We start from the raw sequence: 15,294 nt of genomic DNA, 5'->3' as shown, positions 1-15,294 counted from the left end.
GTATTGCCCGTCGCATCCCCCCAATTAAAAGGTGCTTTTCATGCGCAATTATTCGGCATAATCTGGTGTTACCTCAGTAAAAACAGGAATTATTTCAAATGGTTAAATCATTGTTAATCGCTGTTAATGAAAAGCTATCGTGCGACGATCTTGGCAAACTCTTGTTACGACTTGCCGTCGGCGGGCTGATGCTTTTTCACGGTTTGCACAAGCTTTTTGGCGGCGTGGGCTTTATCAGCGGCATGCTGGTGGAAAAAGGGCTGCCGGGATTTATCGCCTACGGCGTGTTGGTTGGAGAAGTGGTGGCACCGGTTCTGATTATTGTCGGGCTCTTTACACGTCCGGCCGCGCTGGTGCTGGCCTTTACGATGATTGTGGCGTGGCTGATGGTGGGAATGGGTGAAACGCTCGCCCTCGATAAGGTAGGCGCATGGGCGATTGAAAGCCTGGTGTACTTCTTTATCGGCTCGCTGGCGGTCGCGTTTTTAGGGGCGGGGCGGTTTGCGGTAGGGAAAGGTCCTGCGTGGCGGTGAGGTTGTTGTAGGTCGGGTAAACGCAGTGCCCCCCGACAAAAAGCCCGGTGGCGCTGACGCTTACCGGGCCTACGATCGAACGCTTACCGTTTATGCGAGGACGAGATCGCCCTGTGGGTGGCACGAGCACGCCAGCACGTAACCCTCGGCAATTTCCGCGTCGGACAGCGTCATGGTGCTGGTGACGGTGTACTCCCCGGAAACCACCTTCGTCTTACAGCAGCCGCACACGCCCGCGCGGCAGGCCGCCGCTACCGGCACCTTGTTGCTTTCCAGCGCCTCCAGCAGCGTGGTCCCCACGCGGCCAAAGAAGGTCCGCGCAGGCTGCAGTTTGGTGAAGGTTATGCCGCTGGTTGCCGCTTCCGCCACCGGCGTGAAGAACTGCTCTTTGAAGAAGCGGGTCACGCCAAGCGCTTTCACCTCTTTTTCCACGATGTCCATGTACGGCGCCGGGCCGCAGGTCATCACGGTGCGGTTCGCGATATCCGGCACGCTTTGCAGCAGCTTGCGGCTCAGGCGACCGGGCACAAAGCCGTGGGTCGCGTTGTGCTCCGCCACCAGCGTCACCGGATAATTACGCCACTCCCCGGCAAAAATCACATCTTCCGGGGAGCGGACGCTGAAGATCGCCTGCACGTCGGCCTGCGGGCGGTTCTTCGCCAGCCAGCGGCGCATCGACATAATTGGCGTTACGCCACAGCCCGCCGCCAGCAGCAGGAATTTATCGTCTGCTTTGTCGTCACAGGTGAAATCGCCCTGCGCGTCAGACAGCCAGATATAATCCCCGCGCTTCACGTCCCGCGTCAGCCACTGCGAGCCCGCGCCGTCGTCAATGCGGCGGACGGTGAGCGTAATGTACTCGCTCACGCCCGGCGTTGAGGAGATCGTGTAGGCGCGCAGCGTATCCGCCGAATTGCGAACGCTGACCAGCGCGTACTGGCCTGCACGGTACGGATAGTAGTCATGGCACAGCAGCGACAGCGTCCACACATCCGGCGTCTCCTGATGGATGTGATGAACCTGCATCCGCCACGGACATTGTGAGGTTGGCATGGTCATGAATAACTCCTTACGCGCTCAGCAGCTGTTTCATATCATCTTCAACGTTGGTCACGGAACGCAGGCCGAATTTCTCGTTCAGCACCGCCAGCAGGTCCGGCGTCAGGAAGCCAGGCGCGGTCGGACCGGTCACGATGTTGGTGACGCCGAGAGAGAGCAGGGTCAGCAGGATGACAATCGCTTTCTGCTCGAACCATGACAGCACCAGCGACAGCGGCAGGTCGTTCACGCCGCAGCCCAGTTTCTCCGCCAGGGTGACCGCGAGAATGATGGCCGAGTAAGCATCGTTACACTGGCCCGCATCGATCAGGCGCGGCAGACCTTCGATGTCGCCGAAATCCAGCTTGTTGAAACGGTATTTGCCGCACGCCAGGGTCAGGATCAGGCAGTCTTCCGGCACGCTGGTGGCGAAATCGGTGAAGTAGTTACGCTCGCCGCGCGCGCCGTCGCAGCCGCCGACGAGGAAGATGTGGCGCAGCTTTTCACGGCTGACGAGATCGATCAGCGAATCAGCGGCACCCAGCAGGGTTTCACGACCGAAGCCGACGGTAATAAGGTGCGGGATCTCGCTGTACGGGAAGCCCGCCATCTGCTGCGCCTGGGCGATAACCGGACCGAAATCGTCACCTTCAAGATGGCTCACGCCCGGCCAGCCAACGATGCTGCGGGTCCAGATACGGTCATCGTACGCGCCGACGGTCGGGTCGATGATGCAGTTAGAGGTCATCACGATAGGGCCAGGGAAGCGGGCGAACTCCACCTGCTGGTTTTGCCAGCCGCTGCCGTAGTTACCGATCAGATGCTTAAATTTACGCAGCTCCGGGTAGCCGTGCGCCGGCAGCATTTCGCCGTGGGTATAAACGTTAACGCCGGTGCCTTCGGTTTGCTTCAGCAGGTTGTAGAGATCTTTCAGGTCGTGTCCGGAAATCAGAATGCACTTGCCTTCGGTTGCCTTGACGTTGACCTGCGTCGGCGTCGGGTGGCCGTAGGTGCTGGTTTCACCGGCGTCAAGAATGCTCATCACACGGAAGTTCATCTGGCCGATTTCCATTGAGCATTCCAGCAGGGCATTCATATCGGCAGGCCAGGTACCCAGCCACGCCATGATTTTGTGGTACTGGGCGTAAATCTCATTGTCGTACTGACCCAGAACGTGCGCGTGTTCCATATAGGCCGCAGCGCCTTTCAGGCCGTACAGGCACAGCAGGCGCAGGCCGAGAATGTTCTCGCCAATCGCCGCTTTGTCTTTATTCGGGGTGAACTCTGCCGCCTGACGCTGGAGGTCGCCGAGATCGTCGCTGACCAGCTGCAGTTCAGACATCGGGTTTTCCACGCGAGCGCTGGCGTCCGCCTTCAGGCACTGGGCTTTCAGCGCTTCACGCAGGGCAATCGCTTCGCGGGCGTAGCCGACAATGCGCGGAGAGTCGAAGTTAACGTTGGTCAGCGTGGAGAAGAAGGCACGCGGGGCGAAGCTGTCGACGTAGTGGTCGACAATGCCGTATTCGCGGGCTTTGAACGCCCATGCGGAAAGGCCTTGCAGGGCGGCAATCAGCAGGTCCTGCAGGTCAGATGTTTCTGCGGTTTTGCCGCACATACCCTGTGCGTAAGAGCAGCCATTGCCTGCCGGGGTACGGATGGTTTGTTCACATTGCACACAAAACATAATCACACCTGTTAAAGTTATATTTAATATACATGTTTAAGGTTATGCCTGTGCCAGAACGGAGAAAAGGGCTTTCTGCTACAAAATAGAGGGAGATTGATTTAGCGCAATTTTGGCGGCAGGAAACCTACCGCCAAAGAAGTATCAGGCAGAGAAGAAGGCCATCATGACCGGAACCAGCAGGCTTAAAATAAAGCCGTGCACGATAGCCGCGGGAACCATCTCCAGACCTCCGGAGCGTTGTAGTACCGGCAGGGTAAAGTCCATCGACGTTGCGCCGCACAGGCCCAGCGCGGTAGAACGACTGCGGCGAACCAGGGTCGGGATCAGCATGATGGCAATCAGCTCTCGCGCCAGATCGTTAAAGAAGGCGGCGCTGCCGATCACCGGGCCGAATGATTCAGTCAGCAGAATACCTGAGAGCGAATACCAGCCAAAACCGGACGCCATTGCCAGGCCGGTTTTCAGCGGCAGATCGAGAATAAAGGCGTTGATGACGCCCGCCACCATTGAGCTGGCGACAACCATAACGGCAACCATCATCCCCCTACGGTTCAGGACAATTTGTTTCAGCGTCATGCCATTATTTCGCAGCTGAATACCAATCAGAAACAGCAGGAAGATCAGCGTATATTCACTGGCCTCTGTCGCGTGCTGTAAAAATGCCCAACCTGTCAGCCCAAGAAGAAAACCCAGCACCACGACGCCGCATAATTTTAATGATTCAAGCGCCATTGCAATTCGAGAAGGGAGCTTTTCCTGATGATGGTGATTTTTCCACGGAATAGTGCGTTCCAGCCACAGCAGCGCGGCAATATTGCACAGCAAAATAACCACCACGGTGACAACAGAATAATGGAGGATGGAGAGTAAATTCGCCGACAGGTTGTCCAGAAATGCCAGGCTAATCCCCATAAAGAAAAGAATAACGTAGACAATCCAGCTCAGGAATCGATTAATGAGCCTTAATGCGGATTCACGATGCAGCGGAATAAGATAGCCCACGATCAAGGGCAGCAAAATGATGAGGAGTCCTGAAAACATGAACAGCCGGTCCTTTTTGAGTATCGGTTAAGCGCCAGTGACACTACCCAATAAAGGCTGTTCAGTAAAGCGGCAAAAGAAAGCCGGGTGGCGGCTGCGCCTTACCCGGCTTGTGTCGATGTGGGGTGTGCGGCCAGTGGCCCTCACCCCGGCCCTCTCCCACGGGGAGAGGGAGGGAAAGATTAATCGCGTTTTTCCAGCAGGGTGCGATACAGCACGCCACCCAGGATACCGCCGATAATTGGCATCACCCAGAACAGCCACAGCTGTTCAAGCGCCCAGCCGCCCTGGAAGATGGCGACGGCGGTGCTGCGTGCCGGGTTAACGGAGGTGTTAGTGACCGGAATAGAAATCAGGTGGATAAGCGTCAGCGCCAGCCCAATGGCAATCGGGGCAAAACCGGCTGGCGCGTGTTTGTCCGTTGCGCCGTGGATCACCAGCAGGAAGCCGGCGGTCAGAACGATTTCAATCACGATGGCGGACAGCATGGAGTAACCGCCCGGAGAGTGTTCGCCGAAGCCGTTAGAGGCAAAGCCGCTGGCCGCCGCGTCGAAGCCGGCTTTACCGCTGGCAATCACGTACAGAACGCCCGCCGCAATAATACCGCCAACTACCTGCGCCACAATGTAGCCAATTACGTCTTTCGCCGGGAAACGGCCGCCCGCCCATAAACCTAACGTTACTGCCGGGTTAAAATGACCGCCGGAAATATGTCCCACGGCAAACGCCATGGTTAATACGGTTAAACCAAACGCCAGCGCGACGCCGACAAAACCAATGCCTAATTCCGGGAATGCTGCTGCCAGAACGGCGCTACCGCAGCCACCAAATACCAGCCAGAATGTACCAAAGCATTCTGCTGCCAATTTTCTAAACATAACCACCTCAAATAATTTTCCGCACGCTTTCCCGCGCACGGGATATATCGCCATAAAGGGATGACGACTCAAAGAGCCCGTATTTTAAAAACCAACAACACCCCTTCGCCACTTAAATAAATTCGATTAATTTGATTTAAGGCAATGTGATGTCAATCCTTGTTCAAATCAGCGGTAAATAGAGCATAGACCAATTTGCGGGCGGTAGTATCTTGTGAGATGTGGGTTATTTCAAATGAAACCTGATGGATAAATTCTGAATTTTTCGTGCTTCCGCCAGGTTATGGAGGCGGATTGCAGTGTCAAGCCCGTGTGCATCCCGCTATACTGCTGATTACTTAAAGGAAAAAGTGATCATATCGCGGGGGATTTATGCTTCTCGAACGTGTGGAAATTGTCGGGTTTCGCGGTATTAACCGCCTGTCGCTGCAGCTGGAGCAGAACAACGTCCTGATCGGCGAGAACGCGTGGGGTAAGTCCAGCCTGCTGGATGCATTGACGCTACTGCTTTCGCCCGAAGACGATTTGTATCACTTCGTTCGCGACGATTTCTGGTTTCCGCCCGGCGACGTAACGGGGCGTGAGAAGCACCTGCATATCATCCTGACGTTCCGCGAATCCGAGCCCGGACGTCATCGCGTGCGTCGCTTCCGCCCGCTGTCACCCTGCTGGGTGCCGTGCGATGACGGTTTCCACCGGATTTTCTATCGGCTTGAAGGTGAGATGGCGGAGAACGAGGGGGTGCTCACCCTGCGTGATTTTCTCGATGAGAAAGCCAACCCGATCCCGCTGGACAATATCGACGATCTGGCCCGTCATCTGATCCGCCTGACGCCGGTGTTACGCCTGCGCGATGCGCGCTTTATGCGGCGTATTCGTAACGGAACCGTACCCAATATGCCGGAAGTTGAAGTCACCGCCCGCGAGCTGGATTTTCTGGCCAGAGAGCTGGTGTCGCGCCCGCAGAATCTGACCGACGGACAAATCCGTCAGGGGCTGTCCGCAATGGTACAGCTCCTGGAGCACTATTTTTCCGAGCAGGGAACCTCGGAGTCGCGCCACCGTCTGATGCGCCGCCGCTCCCATGATGAGCAGCGAAGCTGGCGTTATCTCGACATCATTAACCGGATGATCGACCGGCCCGGCGGTCGTACCCATCGGGTGATTCTGCTGGGGCTGTTTTCAACGCTTCTGCAGGCTAAAGGCACCGTTCGTCTGGACCGGGACGCCCGGCCGCTGCTGCTGGTGGAAGACCCGGAAACGCGCCTGCATCCCATCATGCTCTCCGTGGCCTGGCATCTGCTGAATCTGCTGCCGCTCCAGCGCATTACGACCACCAATTCCGGAGAGTTATTATCGCTGACGCCGGTAGAACACGTCTGTCGCCTGGTGCGTGAATCGTCCCGCGTCTCCGCTTTCCGGCTTGGGCCGGGCGGTTTGAACGCGGAAGACGGGCGGCGCATCGCGTTTCATATTCGCTTTAACCGGGCGTCGTCGCTCTTTGCCCGCTGCTGGCTGCTGGTCGAAGGGGAAACGGAAACCTGGGTCATCAACGAGCTGGCGCGCCAGTGCGGCCACCATTTTGATGCGGAAGGCATTAAGGTGATTGAATTCGCGCAGTCGGGATTAAAGCCGCTGATAAAATTCGCCCGCCGGATGGGGATCGAGTGGCACGTGCTGGTAGACGGTGATGAGGCGGGTAAAAAATATGCCTCGACCGTGCGGAGCCTGCTGAATAACGAGCGCGAGGAAGAACGCGACCATTTAACCATGCTCCCCGCGATGGACATGGAACACTTTATGTATCGTCAGGGGTTCGACGACGTCTTCCACCGCATTGCCATGGTGCCGGTCGATGTCCCGATGAACATGCGGCGGGTGATCGCCAAAGCCATTCACCGTTCGTCAAAACCGGATTTAGCCATTGAAGTGGCGACGGAAGCGGGTAGGCGGGGCGTGGAGGCGGTACCGACCCTGCTACGGAAGATGTTCTCCCGCGTGCTGTGGCTGGCACGCGGGAAAGCGGATTAGCGTTGGGTCGCCTGTTTCATCTGCTGAATCAGGCTATCCAGCAGCGCGTAGCGGCGGCGATATTCGGAGCGTTTTTTGCTGGCGATCTCTTCCATCGGTTTACGCGGCATGACGAGTGGCAGCATAAAATTACCGTTATCCTGCTTTTCACCGCCGATGGAGAGCCAGAAACTATCGTAATCGGCCAACAGTTTGCCCTCTTTTTTCTTGCGGTAGCGCCAGCTGCGATAAATATGGGTATCGTTACTGACGGCGACAATCTGCTCTACCGGGAACGCGGCGCCGAGCGTCATTGCGGCCTCGACCAGAAGACGTTTCGGGAACAGGCCGTGGCAGGCTTTCGTCGCTCCCTGGATCAGCTCATGGGGAACATGCGCTTTTGCGCCCTGCAAACCGCCAATGAACAGCGTCGATTTTCCCTCAAACTGGCATAGCGTAAAGGTCATCTCCGCCAGCGCCGTATTTTGACTGTCACAGAAAACGAGGGTAGCTTCTCCCTCTTTATCCATAAACGCGTCGGCACACAGGCGGACGGTAAATTGCTGTTCATCTTTTCCGGTTAAGGTCAGCAGAGTCACGCCCTGCTTTGAAAGGTAACCCTTTGTCAGCGTCGCCGGCAGCTGGCGGCACATCATCTGATAGTGCCAGGACAGCGACTCCAGCACACGCTGTCGCTCCATATTGACCGTTAACCACGGACGATGAAGGCGGCAGGGCAGCCCTGGCTGAACCTGGAGCATTTGCATCAGGTGCGGATGTTTCGCAAGATCAGACAGCAGTCGAGCGGTGCTGAGCGGTGTCGCCAGTGAGCGCAGCATGAACTTGCGTCGATAGGCGGGTTTTTCCCATGCCAGCCCGGGTGCGATCTCACCGAAAGCCAGGTTTTTGAAGAGCTGCCAGCCGGATTTTGGCTGCGGCAGGTTTGAAAGTGATGTATCGACGATAGAAGACATGGTAGATCCTGATCCTTTTGGAATATCGCTATTTCAGCAGGAGAAATGTCAACATCTCGTAAACAAATTAGGACGATTTCGGAGAACAGGGCTTTCGTTGAAGAGTCGTTTAGTTAGAATCAACGCTTATCATTGCCAGAACATTTATTTGGAATATTTATGAACCTCAAGGGAAAACGCAGAACGCTGTTTCTGCTGCTGGCGGTCGTGGTTTTAGCCGGTGGGTACTGGCTATGGCAGGTGCTGAATGCGCCGGTGCCGCAGTATCAGACGCTGATTGTTCGCCCGGGCGAACTGCAGCAAAACGTCCTCGCGACGGGCAAGCTTGACGCGCTGCGCAAGGTTGACGTCGGCGCTCAGGTCAGCGGCCAGTTGAAAACGCTGTCGGTTGAGATTGGCGACAAGGTGAAAAAAGGCCAGCTGCTCGGCGTTATCGATCCTGAGCAGGCTGAGAACCAGATCCGCGAGGTGGAAGCCACGCTGATGGAGCTGCGCGCGCAGCGTGCCCAGGCTCTGGCAGAACGTAACCTGGCTCAGGTAACGTTGACCCGTCAGCAGGCGCTGGCCAAAACCCAGGCTATTTCGAAACAAGATTTAGATACTGCCACCACTGAACTGGCGGTGAAACAGGCGCAAATTGGCACGATTGACGCGCAGATCAAACGCAATCAGGCCTCGCTGGATACGGCAAAAACCAACCTCGACTACACCAAAATCGTCGCGCCAATGGCGGGTGAAGTCACCCAGATCACCACGCTGCAGGGCCAGACGGTGATTGCCGCGCAGCAGGCGCCGAACATTCTGACGCTGGCGGACATGAGCACCATGCTGGTCAAAGCCCAGGTCTCAGAGGCGGATGTGATCCATCTTAAGCCGGGGCAGAACGCCTGGTTTACGGTGCTTGGCGACCCGCAGACGCGCTACGAAGGCGTGCTGAAAGACATTCTGCCAACGCCGGAAAAAGTTAACGACGCTATCTTTTACTATGCCCGCTTTGAGGTGCCAAACCCGCAGGGCGTGCTGCGTCTGGACATGACCGCGCAGGTGCATATCCAGCTGACCGGCGTGAAGAACGTGCTGACCATTCCGCTCTCTGCGCTCGGTGAATCCGCCGGGGATAGTCGTTATAAAGTGAAAGTGCTGCGCAACGGCGAAACGCGCGAGCGCGAGGTCGTTATCGGCGCGCGCAACGACACCGACGTGGTGGTGGTGAAAGGACTGGAAGAGGGCGAGGAGGTTGTTGTCAGCGAAAGCCTGCCCGGAGCCGCTAAATGACGGCGCTGCTTGAGCTGAATAACATTCGTCGCAGCTATCCGTCAGGCGACGGCCCGGTGGAGGTGCTGAAGGGCATCTCCCTGCGCGTGGAAGCGGGCGAGATGGTGGCTATTGTCGGCGCGTCGGGTTCCGGTAAATCGACGCTGATGAACATTCTCGGCTGTCTGGATAAACCGACCAGCGGGACCTATCGCGTGGCCGGGACGGATGTCTCTACTCTGGACGGCGACGCGCTGGCGAAGCTGCGCCGGGAACACTTCGGCTTTATCTTCCAGCGTTACCATCTGCTTTCTCACCTTAACGCGGCCCAGAACGTGGAGGTGCCTGCGGTGTATGCGGGCGTCGAACGGAAAAAGCGCCTTGAGCGCGCGCAGATGCTGCTGACGCGTCTGGGGCTGGCGGAGCGGGTGGAGTACCAGCCGTCGCAGCTGTCCGGCGGCCAGCAGCAGCGCGTGAGTATTGCCCGTGCCCTGATGAACGGCGGGCAGGTGATCCTCGCGGATGAACCGACCGGCGCGCTCGACAGCCATTCCGGCGAAGAGGTGATGGCGATCCTCCATCAGCTTCGCGATCAGGGGCACACGGTGATTATCGTTACCCACGATCCGCAGGTAGCGGCGCAGGCGGAACGCATTATTGAGATCCACGACGGCGAGCTGGTCAGCAATCCACCGCCGCGTGAGTCCAGGGCTGCGGCGCCGAAAGAAGTGCTACCGGCATCAACCGGCTGGGGACAGTTCTCCAGCGGCTTTCGCGAAGCGCTGACCATGGCCTGGCTGGCGATGGCGGCCAACAAAATGCGCACCCTGCTGACGATGCTCGGCATCATTATCGGTATCGCCTCGGTGGTATCGATCGTGGTGGTGGGCGACGCGGCCAAGCAGCTGGTGCTGGCCGATATCCGCGCCATCGGCACCAATACCATTGACGTCTATCCGGGCAAAGATTTTGGTGACGACGAGCCGCAGTATCAACAGGCGCTGAAGTATGACGATCTGGCGGCGATTCAGAAGCAGCCGTGGGTGAACTCCGCCACGCCTGCGGTTTCGCAGAACCTGCGTCTGCGCGTGGGCAACGTTGACGTGGCCGCCAGCGCTAACGGCGTCAGCGGAGACTACTTCAACGTCTACGGCATGACCTTCAGCGAAGGCGCCACCTTCAACGCCGAGCAGCTGGCGGGCAGGGCGCAGGTGGTGGTGCTGGACGCGAACTCGCGCAGGCAGCTCTTCCCCAATAAAGCCAGCGTGGTAGGCGAAGTGATCCTGGTCGGCAACATGCCTGCCACTGTCATCGGCGTGGCGGAAGAGAAGCAGTCTATGTTTGGCAGCAGCAAGATCCTGCGCGTCTGGCTGCCCTATACCACCATCTCCGGGCGGATTATGGGGCAGTCATGGCTCAATTCCATCACCGTACGCGTGAAGGAGGGCTACGACAGCGCGCTCGCCGAACAGCAGCTTGAGCGGCTGTTAACCCTGCGCCACGGGAAGAAAGATTTCTTCACCTGGAATATGGACGGCCTCTTGAAAACGGCGGAAAAGACCACACGTACTCTTCAGCTGTTTCTCACGCTGGTGGCGGTGATCTCGCTGGTCGTCGGCGGCATCGGGGTGATGAATATCATGCTGGTGTCGGTCACCGAGCGCACGCGAGAGATCGGTATTCGCATGGCGGTCGGCGCCCGGGCCAGCGACGTGCTGCAGCAGTTTTTGATAGAGGCGGTTCTGGTGTGTCTGGTCGGCGGGGCGATGGGCATTGCGCTCTCGATGATGATCGCGTTTGCGCTCCAGCTCTTTTTACCCGGCTGGGAGATTGGCTTCTCGCCGGTTGCCATTATCACCGCGTTTTTGTGTTCGACCTTTACCGGCATTTTGTTTGGCTGGTTGCCCGCCCGCAACGCGGCGCGGCTGGATCCGGTGGACGCGCTGGCTCGGGAATAACCCGAAAATAAAAATGCCAGCCGATCGGGCTGGCATTTTGACTGCGGGATGTACACAATAAAACAGAGAGCTATGCAACCGTCTCTGCTTCAACGGGTACGATTAGGCTTGCATGATTGCCTTTTGGTCCCTGATGTACATCGAACCGGACGGACTGCCCGGCTTTGAGCGTTCTGTAACCATCCATCTGAATGGTGGAATAGTGAGCGAAGATATCCTCGCCGCCGCCTTCGGGGCAGATGAAGCCAAACCCTTTGGCGTTGTTGAACCACTTAACAGTACCCATTTCCATGCTTCGACATCCTTCGTAAATCTTATAAGTTAAGATGGAATGAACCGGTGGTGGAGTGGGGGCTGTTCAAAACCTCGCCATCTCACGCTTGTACAATTTAGAGAAACGAAAGAAGTCGTCAAGCGTTTGGCGCTGGAGATGGGACAATAATCAACCAAAGTTTGAAGCAGTTAACGCTATTGCAACAGTTTGTGACAGACATCGCGGATGACAGTAATAGATGATTGTTATCTAACATCTGAGGTAGATTCAAAGTGGTTATGCATAATGGGTAAGACCAACGATTGGCTGGATTTCGACCAGCTGGCGGAAGATAAAGTGCGCGACGCGCTAAAACCGCCATCTATGTATAAAGTTATGTTAATGAACGATGATTACACGCCGATGGAATTTGTTATTGACGTGCTACAAAAGTTCTTTTCTTATGATGTAGAACGTGCAACGCAACTGATGCTTACCGTTCATTATCGTGGCAAAGCTATCTGCGGCATCTTCACAGCCGAAGTGGCGGAAACCAAAGTGGCGATGGTGAACGACTATGCGAGGGAGAACGAGCATCCGTTGCTGTGTACGCTGGAAAAGGCCTGATAAGGCATAAAATTGGGGGAGGTGCCTATGCTCAATCAAGAACTGGAACTCAGTTTAAACATGGCTTTCGCCAGAGCGCGTGAGCACCGACATGAGTTTATGACCGTCGAGCATTTACTGCTCGCACTGCTTAGCAACCCATCTGCCCGCGAAGCGCTGGAAGCCTGCTCCGTGGATCTGGTGGCGCTACGTCAGGAACTCGAAGCCTTCATCGAACAAACCACACCGGTGCTGCCAGCCAGTGAAGAAGAGCGCGACACGCAGCCGACGCTCAGCTTCCAGCGCGTGCTGCAGCGCGCGGTATTCCACGTCCAGTCTTCCGGGCGTAGCGAAGTGACTGGCGCAAACGTCTTAGTCGCCATCTTCAGCGAGCAGGAGTCACAGGCTGCCTACCTGCTGCGCAAACACGAAGTCAGCCGCCTCGACGTGGTTAACTTTATTTCTCACGGAACGCGCAAAGACGAGCCTAACCAGGCATCGGATTCCAGCAATCAGGTCAATAACAATGAAGAGCAAGCAGGCGGGGAGGATCGTATGGAAAACTTCACCACCAACCTTAACCAGCTTGCTCGCGTTGGCGGTATCGACCCGCTGATTGGTCGCGATAAAGAGCTGGAGCGCGCGATCCAGGTGCTGTGCCGTCGCCGCAAGAACAACCCGCTGCTGGTGGGTGAGTCAGGCGTGGGTAAAACCGCGATTGCCGAAGGGCTTGCCTGGCGCATTGTGCAGGGCGACGTGCCGGAAGTGATTGCCGACTGCACCATTTACTCGCTGGATATCGGCTCGCTGCTGGCGGGCACCAAATACCGCGGTGATTTTGAAAAACGCTTCAAGGCGCTGTTAAAACAGCTGGAGCAGGACACCAATAGCATCCTGTTTATCGATGAGATCCACACCATCATCGGCGCAGGTGCGGCCTCCGGTGGCCAGGTGGATGCCGCGAACCTGATCAAACCGCTGCTCTCCAGCGGTAAGATCCGCGTAATTGGCTCCACGACCTACCAGGAGTTCAGCAACATCTTTGAGAAAGACCGTGCGCTGGCGCGCCGCTTCCAGAAAATCGATGTGACCGAGCCGTCCGTCGAGGAGACGGTGCAGATCATCAACGGCCTGAAGCCGAAGTACGAAGCGCACCACGACGTGCGTTACACTGCGAAAGCGGTCCGTGCCGCGGTGGAGCTGGCGGTGAAATACATCAACGACCGTCATCTGCCGGATAAGGCGATTGACGTGATTGATGAGGCAGGGGCGCGTGCGCGCCTGATGCCGGCCAGCAAGCGTAAGAAAACCGTTAACGTGGCGGATATCGAGTCCGTGGTGGCCCGCATCGCGCGTATCCCTGAGAAGAGCGTTTCTCAGAGCGACCGCGACACGCTGCGCACCCTCGGCAATCGCCTGAAAATGCTGGTCTTTGGTCAGGATAAAGCCATTGAGGCCTTAACCGAAGCGATCAAGATGGCCCGCGCCGGGCTGGGGCATGACCACAAGCCTGTCGGTTCCTTCCTGTTCGCTGGCCCAACCGGCGTGGGGAAAACCGAGGTGACGGTTCAGCTCTCCAAAGCGCTGGGCATTGAGCTGCTGCGCTTTGATATGTCCGAGTATATGGAGCGTCACACCGTCAGCCGTTTGATTGGTGCGCCTCCGGGCTACGTGGGCTTTGACCAGGGCGGCCTGCTCACCGACGCGGTGATCAAGCATCCGCACGCGGTCCTGCTGCTCGATGAAATCGAGAAGGCGCACCCGGACGTGTTCAACATCCTGCTGCAGGTGATGGACAACGGGACGCTGACCGACAACAACGGGCGCAAGGCGGACTTCCGCAACGTGGTGCTGGTGATGACCACCAACGCCGGCGTGCGTGAAACCGAGCGTAAATCCATCGGCCTGATCCACCAGGACAACAGCACCGATGCGATGGAGGAGATCAAGAAGATCTTCACGCCGGAGTTCCGTAACCGTCTGGACAACATTATCTGGTTCGATCACCTGTCTACCGACGTGATTCACCAGGTAGTGGACAAGTTCATCGTCGAGCTGCAGGTTCAGCTGGATCAGAAAGGCGTGTCGCTGGAAGTGAGCCAGGAGGCCCGCAACTGGCTGGCCGAGAAAGGCTACGACCGTGCGATGGGTGCCCGTCCGATGGCGCGCGTGATTCAGGACAACCTGAAGAAACCGCTGGCGAACGAGCTGCTGTTTGGCTCGCTGGTGGACGGCGGTCAGGTGACCGTGGCGCTGGATCAGGCGAATAACGAACTGACGTACGATTTCCAGAGTGCGGCGAAGCACAAGCCGGAAGCGGCTCACTGAGTTATAAGGTAAAAGCAAAACGGCAACTTCGGTTGCCGTTTTTTTTGTTTTCTCCCTCTCCCCGTGGGAGAGGGGGGGGGTGAGGGCATCAGGCCGCAGAGGAATTTTGCGAGGCGCTTTCCAGTTTCTTTCGAAGTCAGTTGCTGGATAAATCCACAGTAATAAAATGGCGGCGCACCTGCAAAATAAGGTGCCGGGATTGGCGTCCTGAAAGTGTGTGCACAGACAATCTTACGTGCATAAAGGATCACATATGACTGATACTAATAATTTCGCCCAACTCTATAGCGAACTCTCCCTCAACCCCGATCTCCCAACACTTGCAGAGCGCTGCAAACTGCTCACTGAAATCCTCCTCGACTGCAAATCACTCCCACAAACGCAGCCCGTCTGCCGCTGCCTGGGTGCGTATCTGGAAGAAATGAAAGCCGGCCTCACAGAATCAATGCGTGATTTTCAGGTGGTGGAATTTGAGGACGACGCGGAACAACCGAGACAAAAAGAGTGGCTGCTTGAAGACGCCGAAGCACAGTGTGATTACTGTCGGGCGTTAAACCACATACTGCTGGTATCGCATTTTGATCGCGATATGTTGCCGCACCTGACGGGACTGCTGCATGACATAACGCATTCGATGGCCGCAGATGTCGTTGCACCTCAAAGTGCAAAAACGGTAATTCACATTATTTCCTGACGTCGATCCGAGGCGTCGGGGGTAGAGTCTTAGGACGTGG

Annotated in this window: 13 protein-coding genes; 7 read left to right on the top strand and 6 right to left on the bottom strand. The window is 56.9% G+C overall.

Going from position 1 to position 15,294, the window contains the following annotated elements:
* Positions 1-98: 98 nt before the first annotated feature.
* A complete protein-coding gene (locus UTM25_RS15150; protein WP_109846002.1) occupies positions 99-533 on the top strand; it encodes a DoxX family protein in 435 nt (144 codons plus the stop codon).
* Between the two features lie 90 nt (positions 534-623).
* Here UTM25_RS15150 and hcr read toward each other — a convergent pair whose 3' ends face one another.
* From hcr to aqpZ, 4 genes are all read right to left on the bottom strand, one after another.
* A complete protein-coding gene (gene hcr / locus UTM25_RS15145) occupies positions 624-1,592 on the bottom strand; it encodes an NADH oxidoreductase (RefSeq protein ID WP_194399958.1) in 969 nt (322 codons plus the stop codon).
* Positions 1,593-1,602: 10 nt separating this feature from the next.
* Complete coding sequence (gene hcp / locus UTM25_RS15140; RefSeq protein WP_033145071.1) at positions 1,603-3,255, bottom strand: hydroxylamine reductase; 1,653 nt, start codon at positions 3,253-3,255, stop codon at positions 1,603-1,605.
* Positions 3,256-3,399: 144 nt separating this feature from the next.
* The gene (locus tag UTM25_RS15135) at positions 3,400-4,299 is read right to left on the bottom strand and encodes a lysine exporter LysO family protein (RefSeq protein WP_320714995.1); all 900 of its coding nucleotides are present in this window, start codon (positions 4,297-4,299) and stop codon (positions 3,400-3,402) included.
* A 182-nt stretch (positions 4,300-4,481) separates the two neighbouring features.
* The gene (gene aqpZ / locus UTM25_RS15130; RefSeq protein WP_014883193.1) at positions 4,482-5,177 is read right to left on the bottom strand and encodes an aquaporin Z; all 696 of its coding nucleotides are present in this window, start codon (positions 5,175-5,177) and stop codon (positions 4,482-4,484) included.
* A 372-nt stretch (positions 5,178-5,549) separates the two neighbouring features.
* Here aqpZ and UTM25_RS15125 point away from each other — a divergent pair, with 372 nt between their 5' ends.
* Positions 5,550-7,208 (top strand): ATP-dependent endonuclease, encoded by a 1,659-nt coding sequence (locus UTM25_RS15125; RefSeq protein WP_029739481.1) that lies wholly within the window; start codon positions 5,550-5,552, stop codon positions 7,206-7,208.
* Here the strand turns inward: UTM25_RS15125 and UTM25_RS15120 are convergent.
* On the bottom strand, positions 7,205-8,161 hold the full coding sequence (locus UTM25_RS15120) for a VirK/YbjX family protein (RefSeq protein ID WP_126786636.1): 957 nt from the start codon (positions 8,159-8,161) through the stop codon (positions 7,205-7,207). The two genes, UTM25_RS15125 and UTM25_RS15120, sit on opposite strands and share 4 nt — an antisense overlap.
* A gap of 159 nt (positions 8,162-8,320) precedes the next feature.
* Between UTM25_RS15120 and macA the strand changes: the two genes are divergently transcribed.
* Both macA and macB read left to right on the top strand, forming a co-directional pair.
* Entirely contained in the window at positions 8,321-9,436 is a 1,116-nt protein-coding gene (gene macA / locus UTM25_RS15115; RefSeq protein WP_059445587.1) for a macrolide transporter subunit MacA, read from the top strand.
* The gene (gene macB / locus UTM25_RS15110) at positions 9,433-11,373 is read left to right on the top strand and encodes a macrolide ABC transporter ATP-binding protein/permease MacB (RefSeq protein WP_194399959.1); all 1,941 of its coding nucleotides are present in this window, start codon (positions 9,433-9,435) and stop codon (positions 11,371-11,373) included. The genes macA and macB overlap by 4 nt, the downstream gene beginning before the upstream one ends.
* A 70-nt stretch (positions 11,374-11,443) precedes the next feature.
* Here the strand turns inward: macB and cspD are convergent, their stop codons facing one another.
* Entirely contained in the window at positions 11,444-11,665 is a 222-nt protein-coding gene (gene cspD / locus UTM25_RS15105; protein WP_006809408.1) for a cold shock-like protein CspD, read from the bottom strand.
* A 267-nt stretch (positions 11,666-11,932) separates the two neighbouring features.
* On the opposite strand from cspD, the gene clpS reads away from it, so the two are divergent.
* The 3 genes from clpS (at position 11,933) to UTM25_RS15090 (ending at position 15,254) form a co-directional block, all read left to right on the top strand.
* Positions 11,933-12,253, top strand: coding sequence for an ATP-dependent Clp protease adapter ClpS (gene clpS / locus UTM25_RS15100; RefSeq protein WP_006174393.1), 321 nt, complete (start codon positions 11,933-11,935; stop codon positions 12,251-12,253).
* Between the two features lie 27 nt (positions 12,254-12,280).
* A complete protein-coding gene (gene clpA / locus UTM25_RS15095) occupies positions 12,281-14,560 on the top strand; it encodes an ATP-dependent Clp protease ATP-binding subunit ClpA (protein WP_194399960.1) in 2,280 nt (759 codons plus the stop codon).
* Between the two features lie 253 nt (positions 14,561-14,813).
* A complete protein-coding gene (locus tag UTM25_RS15090; protein ID WP_194399961.1) occupies positions 14,814-15,254 on the top strand; it encodes a hypothetical protein in 441 nt (146 codons plus the stop codon).
* The last annotated feature ends 40 nt before the right edge of the window (positions 15,255-15,294 follow it).

This window comes from Enterobacter sp. 61D5 (assembly GCF_034107965.1).
GTDB lineage: Bacteria > Pseudomonadota > Gammaproteobacteria > Enterobacterales > Enterobacteriaceae > Enterobacter > Enterobacter cloacae_M.
Note: the sequence above shows the minus strand (reverse complement) of the source record. Positions and strands in the feature narration are given on the sequence as shown.

Excerpts from the sequence above, each read along its gene's own strand:
- UTM25_RS15150 (WP_109846002.1), top strand. The coding sequence starts at position 99 with ATGGTTAAATCATTGTTAATCGCTGTTAATGAAAAGCTATCGTGCGAC.
- UTM25_RS15090 (WP_194399961.1), top strand. The coding sequence starts at position 14,814 with ATGACTGATACTAATAATTTCGCCCAACTCTATAGCGAACTCTCCCTC.
- clpA (WP_194399960.1), top strand. The coding sequence starts at position 12,281 with ATGCTCAATCAAGAACTGGAACTCAGTTTAAACATGGCTTTCGCCAGA.
- cspD (WP_006809408.1), bottom strand. The coding sequence starts at position 11,665 with ATGGAAATGGGTACTGTTAAGTGGTTCAACAACGCCAAAGGGTTTGGC.
- hcp (WP_033145071.1), bottom strand. The coding sequence starts at position 3,255 with ATGTTTTGTGTGCAATGTGAACAAACCATCCGTACCCCGGCAGGCAAT.
- clpS (WP_006174393.1), top strand. The coding sequence starts at position 11,933 with ATGGGTAAGACCAACGATTGGCTGGATTTCGACCAGCTGGCGGAAGAT.
- macB (WP_194399959.1), top strand. The coding sequence starts at position 9,433 with ATGACGGCGCTGCTTGAGCTGAATAACATTCGTCGCAGCTATCCGTCA.
- UTM25_RS15135 (WP_320714995.1), bottom strand. The coding sequence starts at position 4,299 with ATGTTTTCAGGACTCCTCATCATTTTGCTGCCCTTGATCGTGGGCTAT.
- macA (WP_059445587.1), top strand. The coding sequence starts at position 8,321 with ATGAACCTCAAGGGAAAACGCAGAACGCTGTTTCTGCTGCTGGCGGTC.
- aqpZ (WP_014883193.1), bottom strand. The coding sequence starts at position 5,177 with ATGTTTAGAAAATTGGCAGCAGAATGCTTTGGTACATTCTGGCTGGTA.
- UTM25_RS15120 (WP_126786636.1), bottom strand. The coding sequence starts at position 8,161 with ATGTCTTCTATCGTCGATACATCACTTTCAAACCTGCCGCAGCCAAAA.
- UTM25_RS15125 (WP_029739481.1), top strand. The coding sequence starts at position 5,550 with ATGCTTCTCGAACGTGTGGAAATTGTCGGGTTTCGCGGTATTAACCGC.
- hcr (WP_194399958.1), bottom strand. The coding sequence starts at position 1,592 with ATGACCATGCCAACCTCACAATGTCCGTGGCGGATGCAGGTTCATCAC.